Source organism: Enterobacter sp. 241F3, from assembly GCF_034106785.1.
Lineage (GTDB): Bacteria > Pseudomonadota > Gammaproteobacteria > Enterobacterales > Enterobacteriaceae > Enterobacter > Enterobacter vonholyi.
The window spans coordinates 1-15,436 of record NZ_JAWNDD010000012.1 but is presented as its reverse complement, the minus strand read 5'-3'; the positions used below and the strand labels follow the sequence as shown (position 1 = coordinate 15,436).

The following is a 15,436-nucleotide window of genomic DNA, read 5'->3' as shown; positions in this document are numbered from 1 at the left end:
CCAGTATTCACGACGATAATTATTGCAATTGCTGTTGCCTTTCAGCGTGACGATTCCAGACCAACGCTCCTCCAACGAACAGCGCAATGCCCGCCAGGCCAAGCGCGGGCTCCAGCCGGTGGGTAAGCCAGGTTGATAACGCCGAGGTGACCGGCCCAATCAACTGACCAATCGCATACCCGGTGGTGAGCAGGCCTGCCATATAGCGCGTGTGGTTTGGCGCCAGCTCGCGACCGTATAAAAGAGAGAGCTGCACGGCACACAAAAAGCCGCCGCCCACCAGCAGCCCACCCGTCAGCAATCCGCCAATCCCCGGCAGCAGCCAGGCCGCCAGCACGCCCGCCCCCTGTAACCACAGGACTATAGCCAGCCTGCGGTTAGCCGTTGAGGTATGGCGTAAAAGAATACTGAGCGCTATCCCCACCACGGCGGCGATACCAAAAATCGGCCAGACGAACTGCGCAAACAGGCTGCCGGGAAAACGCACCGCCGCCATTTGCGACAGGAATGTCGCCGGGAGGATATATCCAAAGCCAGCCAGACTGTAGCTCCAGACCAGGCGTTTTAAATCCGCCGTCAGCACCAGCGGCTCTGGTGCGGTGCCCGGTCGATGGAGCTGCCCGGATCGCGGCAGGTAGCGCGCCACCAGCGCAATCAGCACCAGCGCCAGCACGCCGTAGATTTGCCATGCCGCCCCGGCCGAAAGGGATTTCGCCTGGATGTAGACGGCGAGCAGCCCGCTCAGGGCAATGCCCGCCCCCGGTCCGGCAAATACGGCAGCGCTCAGGCCCGGTTTACCCAACTGCCCAAGCCGTTCGTTAGTCCAGGCGGCAATCAGTACCATCGACCAGCCGCTCATGCAGCCAATCACAAAACGCAGCAGGCCGTGTACGACGGCGTTATCCGCCGCCGCGGAGAGCAGCGTCAGCGCCACCGCGCCGGTGATGCCAAGCCAGAGGCGCGTTTCCACAAAGCGGTGCGCGCGCATGGCATCCCATGCGCCCACCAGATAGCCCAGATAGTTCATCGCCGCGACCAGACCCGCGCTGGTCAGCGTAAGCTGCCCGGAAGCAATCATCAGCGGCACCTGAGGCGTAAAGGCAAAGCGCCCTATCCCCATCGCCACCACCAGGACGACAAACCCACTGAGCGCAATACGCAGCGCCATGACCGCTCCAATTGTTAAAGAAAAGTAAATTTATGATGCAGCATCTGGCCGTCAGGCGAAAGTGAAAGTTGCTCACAGGTCAATGAAAAGGCTGTATTATGGTTTTTATGAATACGCATTCTCATTAAGGAGCCCTGCATGGAACTGCTCGAAGAGCACCGTTGTTTTGAAGGTCGACAGCAGCGCTGGCGGCATGACTCCACCGTCCTGAACTGTGCGATGACGTTCAGCATTTTCCTGCCGCCGACGGAAAATCCGCCGGTTCTGTTCTGGCTTTCCGGCCTGACCTGCAACGACGAAAACTTCACCACCAAAGCGGGGGCGCAGCGTATTGCCGCCGAGCTCGGTATTGCGCTGGTGATGCCTGATACCAGCCCGCGCGGCGATGATGTGGCCGACGATGCGGGATACGATCTGGGCAAAGGCGCCGGATTTTATCTCAATGCCACCGAGCAGCCCTGGGCGCGCCACTATCGCATGTATGATTACCTTCGCGATGAACTTCCTGCGCTGGTGCAGTCGCAGTTTGCGGTTGGCGAGCGCTGCGCGATCAGCGGCCACTCGATGGGCGGACACGGGGCGCTCATCATGGCGCTGAAAAATCCGGGGAAATACGTCAGCGCGTCGGCCTTTGCGCCGATTGTGAACCCAACGCAGGTGCCGTGGGGGCAGAAAGCCTTCACACACTATTTGGGTGAGGATGCGGAAAAATGGCAGGCATGGGACAGCTGCGCGCTGATGCTGGCCAGCAAAGCTGAAGAGGCCATTCCCACCCTTATCGATCAGGGTGATGCGGACCAGTTTCTCGCCGGACAGCTGCAGCCTGCGGTGCTGGCAGAAGCGGCACGCCAGAAAGACTGGCCGCTGACGCTGCGCATTCAGCCGGGATACGATCACAGCTATTACTTCATCGCGTCCTTTATTGAGGATCATCTTCGCTTCCATGCGGAGCATTTGTTTGGCTAAGTGCAGCCGATTGCCGGGTGGCGGCTTCGCCTTACCCGGCCTACATTCGTGGGTTTTGTAGGCCCGGCAAGCGAAGCGCCACCGGGCATCCAGGCTACATCAGAACTTATAATCCACGCCCACAAAGTAGCGACGGCCATCTTCCGTGTAGCTGTAATCGTCACGGCTCAGATCTTTGTCCAGCAGGTTCTGCACGCCCGCGCGTAGCTTAACGGCTTTCGTTACCTGCCACGCGGCGCCGGTATTCCAGATGACATAGCCACCCGGCGTTGGAGCACTGCTGGTCAGCGCGCGTTTCTCACCGGTGTAGTTACCCTGAACATAGAACGACCAGTCCTGCGTTGCCTTCCAGTCAACGGTCCCGTTGGCGGTGTGGAACGGCAGATCGGACAGCGGCTTGTTGCCGCCGTTGCTGATATCACGACCGTCGTTGTAGGTGTAGTTCAGCGTCACCTTCCAGTCTTCAGCAACCGGGAACTTTACCTCTGTTTCCACCCCGCGGATGCGCGCCTTGTTAACGTTGTAGTAGCGGAAAATCGGTTCACCGTCCGCATTCAGGCCAACGTAGTTAGTGTAGCCCTGGGCCTGTTTCGCATTGGCCGTACGGCTGATGCTGATGCGGTCATCGACGTTATTCTGGAAGGTGGTGACGCTGGCCTGCACGCCCTCTAACCAGCCCTCTTCCCCGCTGTAGTAGAGACCGAATTCGAAGCTCTCGCTGGTTTCCGGTTTCAGGTCGGGGTTACCAACAATCTCACAGGCACCGCGGCACGAGCCGGTGACCCAGTCCGGGCTCAGCTGCAGCAGTGACGGCGCTTTAAACGCGGTCGCCCAGCCCCCTTTCACCGTTACGGTATCGGTCGCGTTGTAGACCAGATAGGCGCGCGGGCTCCAGTGGTCGCCGTAGGTATCATGGTCGTCCATACGGATGCCGGTGGTCAGTGCCAGAGGTTCAAAAATACGCCACTCGTCCTCCAGGAACAGGGCATACTGGCTTGTCGACGTACTGCTGCTGGAACCGCCCGTCAGGTTGACAGGATCCTTCAGCTTATCGTGACGCCATTCGCCGCCGAAGGTCAGTAGCTGGTTGATTTCGCCCAGCGGCAGCACGTATTTCCCGTCCACCGCGTTGCTCTCGGAGGTGATCGGATTGCTGTTGCCCGGGTTCTTGTTATCTACCTTTTCGCCGTAAACCTTCAGCTCGCTGTTGCCGACGCCCCAGCGGCCGTTGTGGCTGAGCGAGTAGTTCTGCCGCTCAAGGCGGTTTTTGTCGAGGGAATCAGAGTCACGATCCTGACGGTCGAAACCGTAGCCCGCCGTAAAGTCATGATTTTCAGACGGCGTCCAGGCGAATTCAACATTCGCATCGCGGCTGGTAAAGCCTTCAATGCGCGGCGTTTCACCGCTCGCCGTGGTAGAGGACTTCTGCTGACCGTCTTTCTCACGCTTCGCGAGGCTACCGTAGGCTTTCAGCCCCAGCAGACCGTCCACCAGCGGACCGCTGGTATAGAACTGACCGTTATACGTGTCGCCACGGTCGCGATGTTCCTGAATTGTGGAATCGGCGCTCAGAGTGCCCGTCCATTTCTGGCCGATTTTTTTGGTGATAATGTTTACCACGCCGCCCAGCGCATCGGAGCCGTAAAGAGAAGACATCGGTCCGCGCACCACTTCGATTCGTTCGATGGCGTCAACCGGCACCCAGTTGAGGTCGAAATCATTATGGCGGAACACCGCGTTACGGGAATTGACGCGCTTGCCGTCGATCAGGATCAGCGTGTAGCTGCTGTCCAGTCCACGGATACTTACCCCTTTACGGTTGTCCCCTTCGCTCGTGAGCTGAACGCCCGGCACATCCCGTAACACATCTTTCAGGTTCTGAACGGGTTTGCGCTGCAAATCTTCCTGGGTAATCACGCTGATGCTTGCCGGTGCGTCTTTCAGGTTTTGCTCGGTCGCGGAGGCCGTTACAACCATTGTGTCGCCGGATTCCGCTGCGATAACAGGCAGGGCCAAGGACATTGCGGACGCGCACAGTCCTCCCCTGACGAAGGGATTCAACCTAAACATTCCATATCTCCATGAGGTAAATACAACTAAATCAAATCATTATTGCTCACAGCGTCTTCCCTGCCGCCCACATCTGGGGTGGGTCGGTGACACGCTTATTTTTGATAACGATAAAGCAAACGATAATTATTATCAATTAAATTGTTAAGAAATATATCTTTGTTTCAGGATACGGGAATAAAAAAACCCGCTCGAATGAGCGGGTTAAAAGAGAGGAAGTGCGGTTATTGTTTAAATCGTTCCGGGAATTCCATTTCACTGTAGCGAACGAATTTTGTTCCTTTCGTCAGCTTGTAGCCAAACCAGATAACGAGGAACAGCGGAATACCAATGTAGGTCGCCGTGACGGCGCCCCAGTCAATGGTGTCCGCCAGGAACGCTTCATAGTTCTGTCCCAGCGTAATGATCAGGCACAGAATGAACGCGAAAATGGGACCCAGCGGGAAGAACCCTGAGCGATACGGCAGCGAGTTAATATCGTGACCCTGTTTGACGAAGCCACGGCGGAAACGGTAGTGGCTAATGGCAATCCCCAGCCAGGCAATAAAGCCCGTCATCCCGGACGTGTTAAGCAGCCACAGGTACACCGTCTGGTTGCCAAACATAGAGGTCAGGAAGCACAGACCGGCGATCACCGTAGTGGCGTACAGCGCGTTACGCGGTACGCCGCCACGGGACAGCTTCGCGAAAATACGCGGTGCTTTACCGTCGCATGCCAGCGTGTAGAGCATACGGGTGGACGCGTACATCCCGGAGTTACCGGCTGAAAGCACAGCGGTCAGGATAACGGCGTTCATCACTGCCGCGGCTGAAAGCAGACCGGCGTGCTGGAAGACCAGCGTGAACGGACTGACGCTAATGTCTTTAACGTCATTACGCAGCAGGCTTGGATCGGTGTACGGAATGATCAGGCTGATAATCAGGATCGCGAACACATAGAACAGCAGGATACGCCAGAAGACCTGACGAACCGCGCGCGGAATATTCTTCTCCGGGTTCTCTGACTCACCGGCAGCGATACCAATCAGCTCGGTCCCCTGGAAGGAGAAGCCGACAATCATCGCCACGCCAATCATTGCCGACAGTCCACCGGCAAACGGCGCATCGCCTGTTGTCCAGTTACTCCAGCCCGCAGGTTCTGCGCCTTTGAAAATACCAACGATCATCGCCACACCGACGACGATAAAGATGATGACAGTTGCCACTTTGATCAAAGAGAACCAGTATTCCGCTTCGCCGAAACCGCGCACGGAGATGTAGTTCAGCAGGAAAATAACGGCCAGGAACAGGGCGCTCCAGATCCAGCCCGGCGTATCCGGGAACCACCAGTTCATCACCAGCTGTGCGGCAACGAGGTCAACGGCGATAGTGACCGCCCAGTTGTACCAGTAGTTCCAGCCCAGCGCGAAGCCAAAGCCTTCTTCAACGTATTTTTGACCGTAGGTCGAGAACGAACCGGATACCGGCATGTACGCGGCCAGTTCGCCAAGACTGGTCATCAGGAAGTACACCATCAGGCCAATCAGGATATAAGAGAAAAGTGCCCCACCCGGGCCTGCTGCCGAAATCGTTGCGCCAGAGGCAACGAAAAGACCTGTACCGATGGAGCCGCCAATGGCGATCATCGTCAGGTGACGCGCCTTGAGTTCACGACGTAGCGTGGGCGCTTCTGTGGTTTTAATTTCTGAAACCATATGAAAATGCTGTCCATTTAATAAATGAGGCGCGATTGTAGCAGACGATCCGCGTTCCTTCCGGCAGAAATACTCAGTTATAAGAGAGCTTCATGACTGGGCCAGGATTATAAGTAAAGCATAATTTTTCCCTCTCCTCTTTGGGGAGAGGGACGATGTCAGATTTCGCAATAGCGCAGAAAACGCTGCAGCGAGCTGGAAAGGTGTTTCTGACGATGATGAATGCACCACAGCGTGCGCACCAGCTTCGGCAGCGGGATGGGGATTTCAACCAGCGATCCGGTTTCCAGCTGTTCGGCAATAACGCGCCGTGAAAGACAGCTGATGCCGAGCCCGTGGCGCACCGCGTGCTTGATGGCCTCAGAGTTCCCAAGCTCCATCCCTAACTGGAAATGCGGCAGATGAGAAAGCAGCAGATAATCGACAATTTCACGCGTGCCGGAGCCCTGCTCGCGCAGGATCCACTGCGCCTGCGCCAGGCGTTCCAGCGTCACCTCTCCCTGTAGTAAAGACGAGGCCGGGGAGGCAAACACCACCAGCTCATCTTCCAGCCAGGGCTCGGCAATAATATCGACGTTATGGCAGGGTCCTTCGATGAGGCCGATATCCACCCGGAAGTCGATCACCGCGTTGATGACGTCCTGGCTGTTCCCCACGCTCATCTCCAGCGGCAGGGTCGGGAAATCCCGGCGGTAGCGGGCAATCACTTCCGGCAGGATGTAGTTCCCGATGGTGCTGCTGGCGTAGACGCGGATCGCACCGTTGTCTTCGCGGAACAGCTGCTCGATTTCGATAGCCTGCTCCAGCAGCGCCAGCGCGCGCGGATAAAGAAGACGACCGTGCTCGTTGACCACCAGACGCTTCCCTACCCTGTCAAAAAGCTGAACGCCCAGCTGTCCTTCAAGATCGGTTAACGCCGCGCTGACCGCAGACTGCGAGAGCGCCAGCATTTGTGACGCCTGGGTCGTCGAGCCGCTTTTCAGCACCTCGACAAACACTTCCAGCTGACGCAGAGTAATGTGCATGGTTACTTACCACTTATATAGATTGATTATAAGTATATAATCAATTTTATTTTTAAGCCAGAGCGCCGTAACCTTTAGCCAGACAAAGGAGAAGGTTATGTCAGAAATCACCTTACAACATCATCGTACAGTGTGGCACTTCGTGCCGGGTCTTGCGCTCAGCGCCGCAGTGACCGCCGTCGCGCTATGGGGCGGCAGCATCCCGGCCATCGCAGGCGCAGGCTTCAGCGCGCTGACGCTGGCCATTTTGCTCGGCATGGTCGTGGGTAACACCGTTTATCCACATATCTGGAAATCCTGCGACGGCGGCGTGATCTTTGCCAAGCAGCATCTGCTGCGTCTTGGGATCATTCTTTACGGCTTCCGTCTCACCTTTTCGCAGATTGCGGATGTGGGCGTGAGCGGGATCGCCATCGACGTCCTGACCCTGACCAGCACCTTTTTGCTGGCCTGTTTTATCGGCCAGAAAGTCTTTGGCCTGGACAGGCAAACCAGCTGGCTGATCGGTGCCGGGAGCAGTATCTGTGGGGCCGCGGCGGTGCTGGCAACGGAACCCGTTGTTAAAGCCGAAGCCAGTAAGGTGACGGTGGCGGTAGCGACGGTGGTGATCTTCGGTACGCTGGCGATTTTCCTCTACCCGGCCATGTATCCGCTGGTTGCCCACTGGTTTAGCCCGAAAACCTACGGCATCTATATCGGTTCGACCATGCACGAAGTGGCCCAAGTGGTGGCGGCAGGACATGCTATTAACCCTGAAGCCGAAAACGCGGCGGTGATTGCCAAAATGCTGCGCGTGATGATGCTGGCGCCGTTCCTGATTTTCCTTGCTGCACGGGTTAAACAGCTGGCACCGGCGGACAGTAATCAGAAAAGTAAAATCACCATTCCATGGTTTGCGATCCTGTTTATCGTGGTCGCTATCTTTAACTCCTTCCACCTGCTGCCCAAATCGGTAGTGGATATGCTGGTGACGCTGGATACCGTACTGCTGGCGATGGCCATGGCGGCCCTGGGGGTGACTACACACGTCAGCGCACTGAAAAAAGCTGGTGCGAAACCGCTGCTGATGGCGCTGGTACTCTTCATCTGGCTGATTGTCGGCGGCGGCGCGATTAACCTCGCGGTCCATAGCCTGATGGCATAAACCACTACATCCTTCTCCTGTTAACCCGCTATCATAGGCATTTCGGGTTAACAGGAGTCCCTTTATGAAATATGTTGGAGCGCACGTCAGCGCTGCAGGTGGCCTTGCGAATGCCGCCATTCGCGCCGCCGAAATTGAGGCGACCGCTTTCGCCCTGTTCACCAAAAATCAGCGCCAGTGGCGCGCCGCACCGCTCACCGCCGAGGTGATTGACGATTTCAAAGCTGCCTGTGAGAAGTACCACTACGGGCCAGGCCAGATCCTTCCCCACGACAGCTATCTCATTAACCTCGGGCACCCGGTTGAAGAGGCGCTGGAAAAATCCCGCGAGGCGTTTCTTGATGAAGTTCAGCGCTGTGAGCAGCTTGGGCTGACGCTGCTGAACTTCCATCCTGGCAGCCATCTGATGCAGATCGATGAAGATGCCTGTCTCGCGCGCATTGCCGAATCCATCAACATCACGCTGGACAAGACCAAAGGCGTCACCGCGGTGATTGAGAATACCGCCGGTCAGGGCAGCAACCTCGGCTTTAAGTTCGAACATCTGGCGGCGATTATCGACGGCGTGGAGGATAAATCCCGCGTCGGCGTGTGCATTGATACCTGCCACGCGTTTGCCGCCGGTTATGACCTTCGCACCACCGAGACAACGAAAAACACGTTTGATGAGTTCGAGCGCGTAGTTGGCTTTAAGTACCTGCGCGGAATGCACTTAAACGATGCGAAAAGCGCCTTTGGCAGCCGCGTTGACCGCCACCACAGCCTGGGCGAAGGCAACATTGGCCACGATGCGTTTCGCTTTATCATGCAGGACGCCCGCTTCGACGGTATTCCGATGGTGCTTGAAACCATTAATCCGGACATCTGGGCAGAAGAGATTGCCTGGCTGAAGGCTCAGCAAACTGCTGAACAGGCGGCATAAAAAAAGCCGGGTGCGTAATGCGACCCGGCTTTTTTATTATTTATCGCTTACGCTGCTTTTGCCACAACTTCCGCTTCCGGACGTTTCAGCACCGCGTAAGAGAGACCCGCCACCAGCGTACCGGCGACGATGGCCAGCAGGTAGCCCAGTACCGGCGTGATGGCGCCAGGGATCAGCAGAACAAACAGACCGCCGTGTGGTGCCATCAGCTTCGCGCCAATCGCCATGGAGATCGCCCCGGTCACTGCACCACCTGCAATACAGCACGGCAGTACACGCATTGGGTCACGGGCCGCGAACGGAATCGCGCCTTCGGTGATGAAGCACAGACCCAGCACCAGCGCGGCTTTACCGCCTTCCTGCTGCGCTTTATCGAACTTACGACGGGCAATAATCGTCGCCAGGCCGAGCGCCAGAGGTGGCACCATACCTGCCGCCATGATCGCTGCCATTGGCGCGTAGGTCTGGGTACTCAGCAGGCCAACACCAAAGGCGTACGCCGCTTTGTTTACCGGACCACCCATGTCGGTACACATCATGCCGCCGAGAATTGCCCCCAGCAGAACCGCGTTCGCGGTACCCATGGTTTGCAGCCAGTGGGTCAGACCCGCCAGGATGCCTGCAACCGGCTTACCAATCAGGTAAATCATCGCCAGACCGACCACCAGGCTGGAAATCAGCGGGATGATCAGAATCGGCTTCAGCGCTTCCATACTCTGCGGCAGCTTGAGCTTCGAGCTGATGAGCTTCGCGACGTAACCGGCGAGGAAGCCCGCGATGATACCGCCGATAAAGCCGGAACCGGTGCTTACGGCCAGCATACCGCCGATAAGACCCGGCGTGAGGCCAGGACGATCGGCGATGGAGAAAGCAATAAAGCCTGCCAGAACGGGTACCATCAATGCGAATGCGGAACCGCCACCAATCTGCATTAACGCAGCGGCCAGCGTGCCTTGCTCTTTAAACGCGGTAATACCAAATGCGAACGAGAGCGCGATACACAGACCACCCGCAACCACCATCGGCAGCATGTAAGACACGCCGGTCAGCAGGTGACGATAGGCGCCTGCGGACTCTTTCTTACCTTCCGTCGCGGTTTGACGCGCGCCAGTTGCCTGATACGGCTTCGCTTCCACCAGCGCTTTATCAAACTCCTGCGCGGTCTTTTTCAGCGCCAGGCCGGTAGACGTGCGGTACATTGGCTTACCGGCAAATTTCGCCAGGTCCACTTCGATATCCGCCGCCACAATCACCAGATCGGCCTCAGCCACTTCTTCAGGGGTGATAGCGTTGCCGGCACCGACGGAGCCGCGCGTTTCAACTTTAACCCACCAGCCGCGTTTTTTCGCTTCGGTTTCAATGGCTTCAGCCGCCATAAAGGTGTGAGCCACACCCGTCGGACAGGCCGTCACCGCAACAATGCGTTTCGGGCCCGCAGCCGCAGCCGGTGCCGTCGCGACGGGCGCGCTGTAAACAGACGCGTGACCTTTCGCTTCGCTCAGGAACAGTTCCGGATGAGCCACCGCGCGATTAATATCGCCCAGCCACACTTTTTTGCCGTTCAGCGCACTGTCAGCCGGGATTTTGTCGCCCAGTACAATGGCCAGTTCGGCATCGCCAGGGTTATCAGTCATCTCGAGATGTGCTTTGTTCGCCGCCGCTCCCAGCAAGGTCTTCGCCATATAGGCGCGAGCCTGTCCGAGACCGGAGTCAATGATCAGCAGCGTTTTCATTATTCCTCTCCTGCTGTTAGTTAAAAGGTTTTAAGTCAACGCGCGCCATCATCGCGGCTAACTGGGTACGATCGGTAATACCGACATTGCTCTGGCTTACGGCCAGGGCAGCAACGGCAGTGGCAAGACGTAAAGTATGTTCACTGGATTCACGCATCAGCAGGCCGTAAATCAGGCCGCCAACCATTGAATCCCCTGCGCCAACGGTACTCACAACTTCCATTGACGGCGGTTTGGCGATCCATTCGCCAGACGCGTTAACCCACAACGCGCCTTCTGCACCAAGCGAGATAACCACGTGAGCGATACCCTGCTCGCGCAGCGCATGGGCAGCGTCAATCACATCTTTTAATTCTGGCAGCTTACGGCCCGCCCAGATTTCCAGCTCGCGGCGATTCGGCTTCACCAGCCACGGCGAGGCTTTCAGACCGGCCACCAGCGCGTCGCGGCTGCTGTCAAAAATAATGCACGGGCACTGGCTGCGAAGGCGCGTCATCCAGTCGGTAAACGCTTCCGGGCTCACGCCGGACGGCAGGCTGCCGCTGACGCACACCATGTCAAACTGACCCAGCCAGGTCAGAGAATCGTTAACAAAACGCTCCCAGTCTGACGGCGTCACTTCGAAGCCAGAAAAGTTCAGATCGGTCACTTCACCGTCTTTCTCAGTCAGCTTAACGTTGATTCGGGTACGGCCCTGAACAACCTGAAAACGGTTGGCAATGCCCAGCTCGCTGAACAGCTGCTGGAAACCATCCTGGTTATCTTTACCGAGGAATCCCCCCACGGTGACGTCGATACCGAGATCCTTGAGCACTTTCGCGACGTTAATCCCTTTGCCCGCAGCATGCAGGCCAGTGGTACGCACGAGGTTGACTTCGCCGCGCTCAATTTCCGGGCAAAATCCTACCAGGTCATAAGCCGGGTTCAGCGTAATAGTCGCAACACGTCTGCTCATTATGCGCCCTCCCCCAGACCCGCCGCGATGGCGTCGCCAATCGCTTTCAGCGCCTGTTCAGCATCAGCACCCTGCGCGGTGAAACGCAGACGGTGACCTTTCTTCACGCCCAGCGCGACAACTTTCATCAGACTACGGCCGTTGGCCGGTTTGCCCGTGCCGTCAAGATTCGCCACGGTGATCTCACTCTCGAATTGTTTAATGGTATTCACCAGCATGGTACCCGGGCGGGCATGCAGGCCGTGTTCGTTACGCACCACGAACTCCGCAGTTTGCACGTCATCCGTCAGCACATCATCACTGGTCAGCAGTGCCAGCACGGTGGAGGCATCAGCGTTCAGCAGTTTTTCAGCTTTGTTGTTCAGCAACAGGTCGCCCAGACGCTTCAGCACGGAAACCGGCTGTTCATCAGCCATCGCTACGGTCACCAGCATGGCCGCGCGTTCGCCTTCTACGTCAAATGCATTGGCCGCGCGGCTCACTGCGATAGCGCTGCGCAGGTTGCCTTCAGCACTGTCGTTCAGCCAGATACCCTGACCCAGATTCAACGGCTTATCGTTAATCACGCGCGTCACAAAGGTGGCATCCGCCGCGCCGGCTTCTTTCAGACGACCGGCGTTCAGCGCCTGCAGCGTCACCAGATCGGAAGCAACCACGTCCAGCGTCAGCGTTTCATTATCCAGTTTCAGCGCTTCGCTCTGTTTTTCGCCCATCAGCAAGGCGCGCAGCTCTTCCGCTGTGGTGGCGGACTTAAGCTGTTCAGCCACCGCGTCATCACTCAGGACATGCGTCAGCTGACGCAGCAGACCTAAGTGTTCATCGCTGCTGGCCGCGATACCGATAGCCACATAGGCCACCTGACCGTCGCCCCAAAGCACGCCCTGCGGGAATTGATAAACCTTAACGCCGGTTTTCAACACCTGATCGCGGGTGTCGGTTGTGCCGTGCGGAATGGCAATGCCATTGCCGAGGAAGGTTGAGGTCTGCTGCTCGCGGGCCAGCATGCCGTTGACATAGCCGTCCGCGACGTTACCCGCCTGCACAAGCGCAGCGGCAACCTGGCGAATAGCCTCTTCTTTATCCCCGGCCTGAGCGCCCGGGTGGATATCCTGAACAGATAACTGGAACATGGTTCTCCACTCCTGCTGAAATTGAATCGTTTCAGCTTTAATGAGAAAAAATGCGCTAGCCTGCTCCGTTTGTTTAAACAAGATAGCGCTGAAACGTTTCAAAAAGTCTTGCGCTTTCTGCAATACCTTGCAAGTAAACTCGTCTTTCTGATGTCAGAATTTAGAGATACAGCACATTTCTTCTTCGTTCAGCTGAATTTTGCTGAAGTTCAGCAAGTCAGTTTCAGCTAAGGTCAGCCGATGTGGTTGTAAGATGAAATGCCATTTTGATTTTTCGTGGCATCATTGACCGCACCCACTGTTTATTTTTTAGCTGACGGCGTACACTCCGCCCCTCTCTGCTACTCGCTAATTATAAAACATGCATAACACCCCTGCGGCTGCCTCGCCGAAGCCCTTTGATTTAACCTCAGCGGCCTTCCTGATTGTTGCCTTCTTCACGGGCATTGCCGGTGCGTTACAGACGCCGACGCTCAGCCTATTTCTGACAAATGAGGTTCATGTTCGTCCGGCGCTGGTTGGCTTCTTTTTTACCGGAAGCGCCATCATCGGCATCCTGGTCAGCCAGTTTCTGGCGGGACGCTCCGACAGAAAAGGCGATCGTAAAAGCCTGATCGTTTTCTGCTGCCTGCTGGGGGTCATGGCCTGCGTTCTGTTTGCCTGGAACCGCAACTATTTCATTCTGCTCTTCGTCGGGGTATTCCTGAGCAGCTTTGGCTCAACGGCTAACCCCCAGCTGTTCGCCCTTGCCCGCGAACACGCGGACCATACCGGACGTGAAGCGGTGATGTTCAGCTCTGTCCTGCGTGCTCAGGTGTCTCTGGCATGGGTGATTGGCCCGCCGCTGGCCTACGCGCTGGCGATGGGTTTTGGCTTTACGGTGATGTACCTGAGTGCCGCCGTCGCGTTTGTGGTATGCGGCGCGCTGGTGTGGTTCTTCCTGCCGTCCATGCGCAAAGAGCCGAAAGTGACAACGGGCGTGCTGGAAGCACCGCGCCGCAACCGCCGCGATGCCCTGCTCCTGTTTGTTGTCTGCACGCTGATGTGGGGCACCAATAGCCTGTATATCATCAATATGCCGCTGTTTATTATTAATGAACTGCACCTGTCGGAGAAGCTGGCGGGAATCATGATGGGCACCGCGGCCGGGCTTGAGATCCCGACGATGCTCATTGCGGGCTATTACGCAAAGCGCTTCGGGAAACGTTTTTTAATGCGTATCGCCGCCGTCGCCGGTCTGCTGTTCTATCTCGGCATGCTGACGGTACATACGCCGGGGCTGTTGCTGGCTTTACAGCTGCTGAACGCCATCTATATTGGCATTCTCGCGGGGATAGGCATGCTCTATTTCCAAGATCTGATGCCGGGCCAGGCAGGCTCTGCCACCACCCTTTATACTAATACCACCCGCGTGGGCTGGATTATTGCCGGCTCAATGGCCGGTGTTGTGGCCGAAATCTGGGACTATCACACGGTGTTCTGGATTGCGCTGGTGATGTGTACGCTGACGATGGGCTGTCTGGCGAAGATTAAAGACGTTTAAGGTGCGGTGAGCGATTCAAGCTCAAGAAGGTACGTCATCGCCTGCTCGCGCGTGCTGCCGCACATTTCGGCCGTGGGCTGAAGCCCGGAGCAGACCTTCGGACGCAGCGGTGAGCCAAAGATCTTGCAAAGATTATTTTCAGAGAGCTGAACGCAGCGAGTATTGGCAGGCTTGCCTAATGAACCATTATTCATAGTTTATGATTAACATTGCTGCAGTTCATATCTGGTTTAATTAATCTATTCTATGCCACGCTAAGTTGATCGTATTATATGTTTCCCAGCCTTTATTCGGCTGTAACTTACTAATTTATCGAAATATATAAAGTCAACCTAATCGAACATCAACACCGTTTGAATCTTAAATTCCAAAACAACATAAACTTCATACAACCATGTACCACATTCTTAGTATTTTCAGCATACTCAGGAAAAACAGTTTGATTGGAAGCAACAATTTAAGAACTAAAAAAAAATAACAAAAACAACAAGAATCATCTAATCATTTGACAAACAAATAGAAAGCACAAATAAAATACAAACATTCACACAATGCCGCACGCCACGAAAAAAAATATAAAATTGGAATTGGTTAATTCATTTTTTAAGACTATCAATGAAGGTGGCAAAAACAATCGCCACCTTCTAAGGCATCACTTGTAGATGTCAGCGTTAATAGTCTTATGCTCTTCTTTTCCTTCCTTCGAAGTAATAACGTAGTACTTTCCTCCCTTTTCATCAACCTTTTGCGAAAGATCATCGTCAGACATTGTAAAACCATCTTCAGTCACTGATAACGTTCCAATTTTGGTATATTTACTTGCATTTTCCGCATCAATTTCCTCAGCAGCAAATACAGTAGTATTAAACATTACCATAAAACAGCAGAAATATTTTGCGAGTTTCATTCGATTACTCCAAGTATTGTAGTAGTAGGTAATAATTTCATAGAAGAAAAATCGGTACTTTAAACTTTACGCGTAACGGGTTAGAGCAAACTATTTTTTAATCGACAGAAAATAACACTTGCACAGTATTAGCTGTCTCTTTATACACATCTCCGAGCCCACGAGACACTCGCTAATCT

Annotated in this window: 13 protein-coding genes; 4 read left to right on the top strand and 9 right to left on the bottom strand. The window is 55.6% G+C overall.

The genetic code is table 11. The features are described from left to right. Positions 1 to 19: 19 nt before the first annotated feature. Positions 20 to 1,168 (bottom strand): YbfB/YjiJ family MFS transporter, encoded by a 1,149-nt coding sequence (locus UR504_RS20340; protein ID WP_302235089.1) that lies wholly within the window; start codon positions 1,166 to 1,168, stop codon positions 20 to 22. Positions 1,169 to 1,306: 138 nt separating this feature from the next. On the opposite strand from UR504_RS20340, the gene fghA reads away from it, so the two are divergent. Next, positions 1,307 to 2,134 (top strand): S-formylglutathione hydrolase, encoded by an 828-nt coding sequence (gene fghA / locus UR504_RS20335; protein ID WP_271368645.1) that lies wholly within the window; start codon positions 1,307 to 1,309, stop codon positions 2,132 to 2,134. 99 nt (positions 2,135 to 2,233) lie between these two features. Here fghA and cirA read toward each other — a convergent pair whose 3' ends face one another. The 3 genes from cirA to yieE form a co-directional block, all read right to left on the bottom strand. Continuing rightward, entirely contained in the window at positions 2,234 to 4,204 is a 1,971-nt protein-coding gene (gene cirA, locus UR504_RS20330) for a catecholate siderophore receptor CirA (protein WP_115875854.1), read from the bottom strand. Between the two features lie 224 nt (positions 4,205 to 4,428). Further along, positions 4,429 to 5,898: an amino acid permease gene (locus UR504_RS20325; RefSeq protein ID WP_024908170.1), complete on the bottom strand. Its 1,470-nt coding sequence runs from the start codon at positions 5,896 to 5,898 to the stop codon at positions 4,429 to 4,431. 158 nt (positions 5,899 to 6,056) lie between these two features. Beyond that, positions 6,057 to 6,923 carry a DNA-binding transcriptional regulator YeiE gene (yieE, locus tag UR504_RS20320; protein WP_271368644.1) on the bottom strand — a complete coding sequence of 289 codons (867 nt, stop codon included), beginning with the start codon at positions 6,921 to 6,923 and terminating at the stop codon, positions 6,057 to 6,059. A 97-nt stretch (positions 6,924 to 7,020) separates the two neighbouring features. On the opposite strand from yieE, the gene UR504_RS20315 reads away from it, so the two are divergent. Beyond that, positions 7,021 to 8,067, top strand: coding sequence for a YeiH family protein (locus UR504_RS20315; RefSeq protein ID WP_302235086.1), 1,047 nt, complete (start codon positions 7,021 to 7,023; stop codon positions 8,065 to 8,067). Between the two features lie 64 nt (positions 8,068 to 8,131). Continuing rightward, the gene (nfo, locus tag UR504_RS20310) at positions 8,132 to 8,989 is read left to right on the top strand and encodes a deoxyribonuclease IV (RefSeq protein ID WP_302235085.1); all 858 of its coding nucleotides are present in this window, start codon (positions 8,132 to 8,134) and stop codon (positions 8,987 to 8,989) included. A gap of 47 nt (positions 8,990 to 9,036) precedes the next feature. Here the strand turns inward: nfo and fruA are convergent, their stop codons facing one another. The 3 genes from fruA to fruB are packed head-to-tail and all read right to left on the bottom strand — an operon-like array spanning position 9,037 to position 12,807. Continuing rightward, positions 9,037 to 10,722, bottom strand: a complete 1,686-nt coding sequence (gene fruA, locus UR504_RS20305; protein WP_115875856.1) for a PTS fructose transporter subunit IIBC — start codon at positions 10,720 to 10,722, stop codon at positions 9,037 to 9,039. Between the two features lie 16 nt (positions 10,723 to 10,738). Beyond that, entirely contained in the window at positions 10,739 to 11,677 is a 939-nt protein-coding gene (gene fruK / locus UR504_RS20300) for a 1-phosphofructokinase (RefSeq protein ID WP_008500936.1), read from the bottom strand. Beyond that, complete coding sequence (gene fruB, locus UR504_RS20295) at positions 11,677 to 12,807, bottom strand: fused PTS fructose transporter subunit IIA/HPr protein (protein ID WP_111965334.1); 1,131 nt, start codon at positions 12,805 to 12,807, stop codon at positions 11,677 to 11,679. Before fruB ends, fruK begins: the two co-directional genes overlap by 1 nt. Before the next feature lie 361 nt (positions 12,808 to 13,168). Between fruB and setB the strand changes: the two genes are divergently transcribed. Further along, positions 13,169 to 14,350, top strand: a complete 1,182-nt coding sequence (gene setB / locus UR504_RS20290) for a sugar efflux transporter SetB (protein ID WP_302235082.1) — start codon at positions 13,169 to 13,171, stop codon at positions 14,348 to 14,350. Here the strand turns inward: setB and UR504_RS20285 are convergent. Together UR504_RS20285 and UR504_RS20280 are read right to left on the bottom strand one after the other, a co-directional pair. Continuing rightward, positions 14,347 to 14,544: a Fe-S-cluster oxidoreductase gene (locus UR504_RS20285; protein WP_302235081.1), complete on the bottom strand. Its 198-nt coding sequence runs from the start codon at positions 14,542 to 14,544 to the stop codon at positions 14,347 to 14,349. The two genes, setB and UR504_RS20285, sit on opposite strands and share 4 nt — an antisense overlap. Positions 14,545 to 15,002: 458 nt before the next feature. Then, on the bottom strand, positions 15,003 to 15,257 hold the full coding sequence (locus UR504_RS20280; protein WP_048224133.1) for a DUF1471 domain-containing protein: 255 nt from the start codon (positions 15,255 to 15,257) through the stop codon (positions 15,003 to 15,005). Positions 15,258 to 15,436: the final 179 nt, after the last annotated feature.

What these genes read in the sequence shown, in the direction of transcription:
- UR504_RS20285 (WP_302235081.1), bottom strand. Translation starts at nt 14,544, where the DNA reads ATGAATAATGGTTCATTAGGCAAGCCTGCCAATACTCGCTGCGTTCAG.
- setB (WP_302235082.1), top strand. Translation starts at nt 13,169, where the DNA reads ATGCATAACACCCCTGCGGCTGCCTCGCCGAAGCCCTTTGATTTAACC.
- nfo (WP_302235085.1), top strand. Translation starts at nt 8,132, where the DNA reads ATGAAATATGTTGGAGCGCACGTCAGCGCTGCAGGTGGCCTTGCGAAT.
- cirA (WP_115875854.1), bottom strand. Translation starts at nt 4,204, where the DNA reads ATGTTTAGGTTGAATCCCTTCGTCAGGGGAGGACTGTGCGCGTCCGCA.
- fruK (WP_008500936.1), bottom strand. Translation starts at nt 11,677, where the DNA reads ATGAGCAGACGTGTTGCGACTATTACGCTGAACCCGGCTTATGACCTG.
- yieE (WP_271368644.1), bottom strand. Translation starts at nt 6,923, where the DNA reads ATGCACATTACTCTGCGTCAGCTGGAAGTGTTTGTCGAGGTGCTGAAA.
- fghA (WP_271368645.1), top strand. Translation starts at nt 1,307, where the DNA reads ATGGAACTGCTCGAAGAGCACCGTTGTTTTGAAGGTCGACAGCAGCGC.
- UR504_RS20280 (WP_048224133.1), bottom strand. Translation starts at nt 15,257, where the DNA reads ATGAAACTCGCAAAATATTTCTGCTGTTTTATGGTAATGTTTAATACT.
- UR504_RS20340 (WP_302235089.1), bottom strand. Translation starts at nt 1,168, where the DNA reads ATGGCGCTGCGTATTGCGCTCAGTGGGTTTGTCGTCCTGGTGGTGGCG.
- UR504_RS20315 (WP_302235086.1), top strand. Translation starts at nt 7,021, where the DNA reads ATGTCAGAAATCACCTTACAACATCATCGTACAGTGTGGCACTTCGTG.
- fruA (WP_115875856.1), bottom strand. Translation starts at nt 10,722, where the DNA reads ATGAAAACGCTGCTGATCATTGACTCCGGTCTCGGACAGGCTCGCGCC.
- UR504_RS20325 (WP_024908170.1), bottom strand. Translation starts at nt 5,898, where the DNA reads ATGGTTTCAGAAATTAAAACCACAGAAGCGCCCACGCTACGTCGTGAA.
- fruB (WP_111965334.1), bottom strand. Translation starts at nt 12,807, where the DNA reads ATGTTCCAGTTATCTGTTCAGGATATCCACCCGGGCGCTCAGGCCGGG.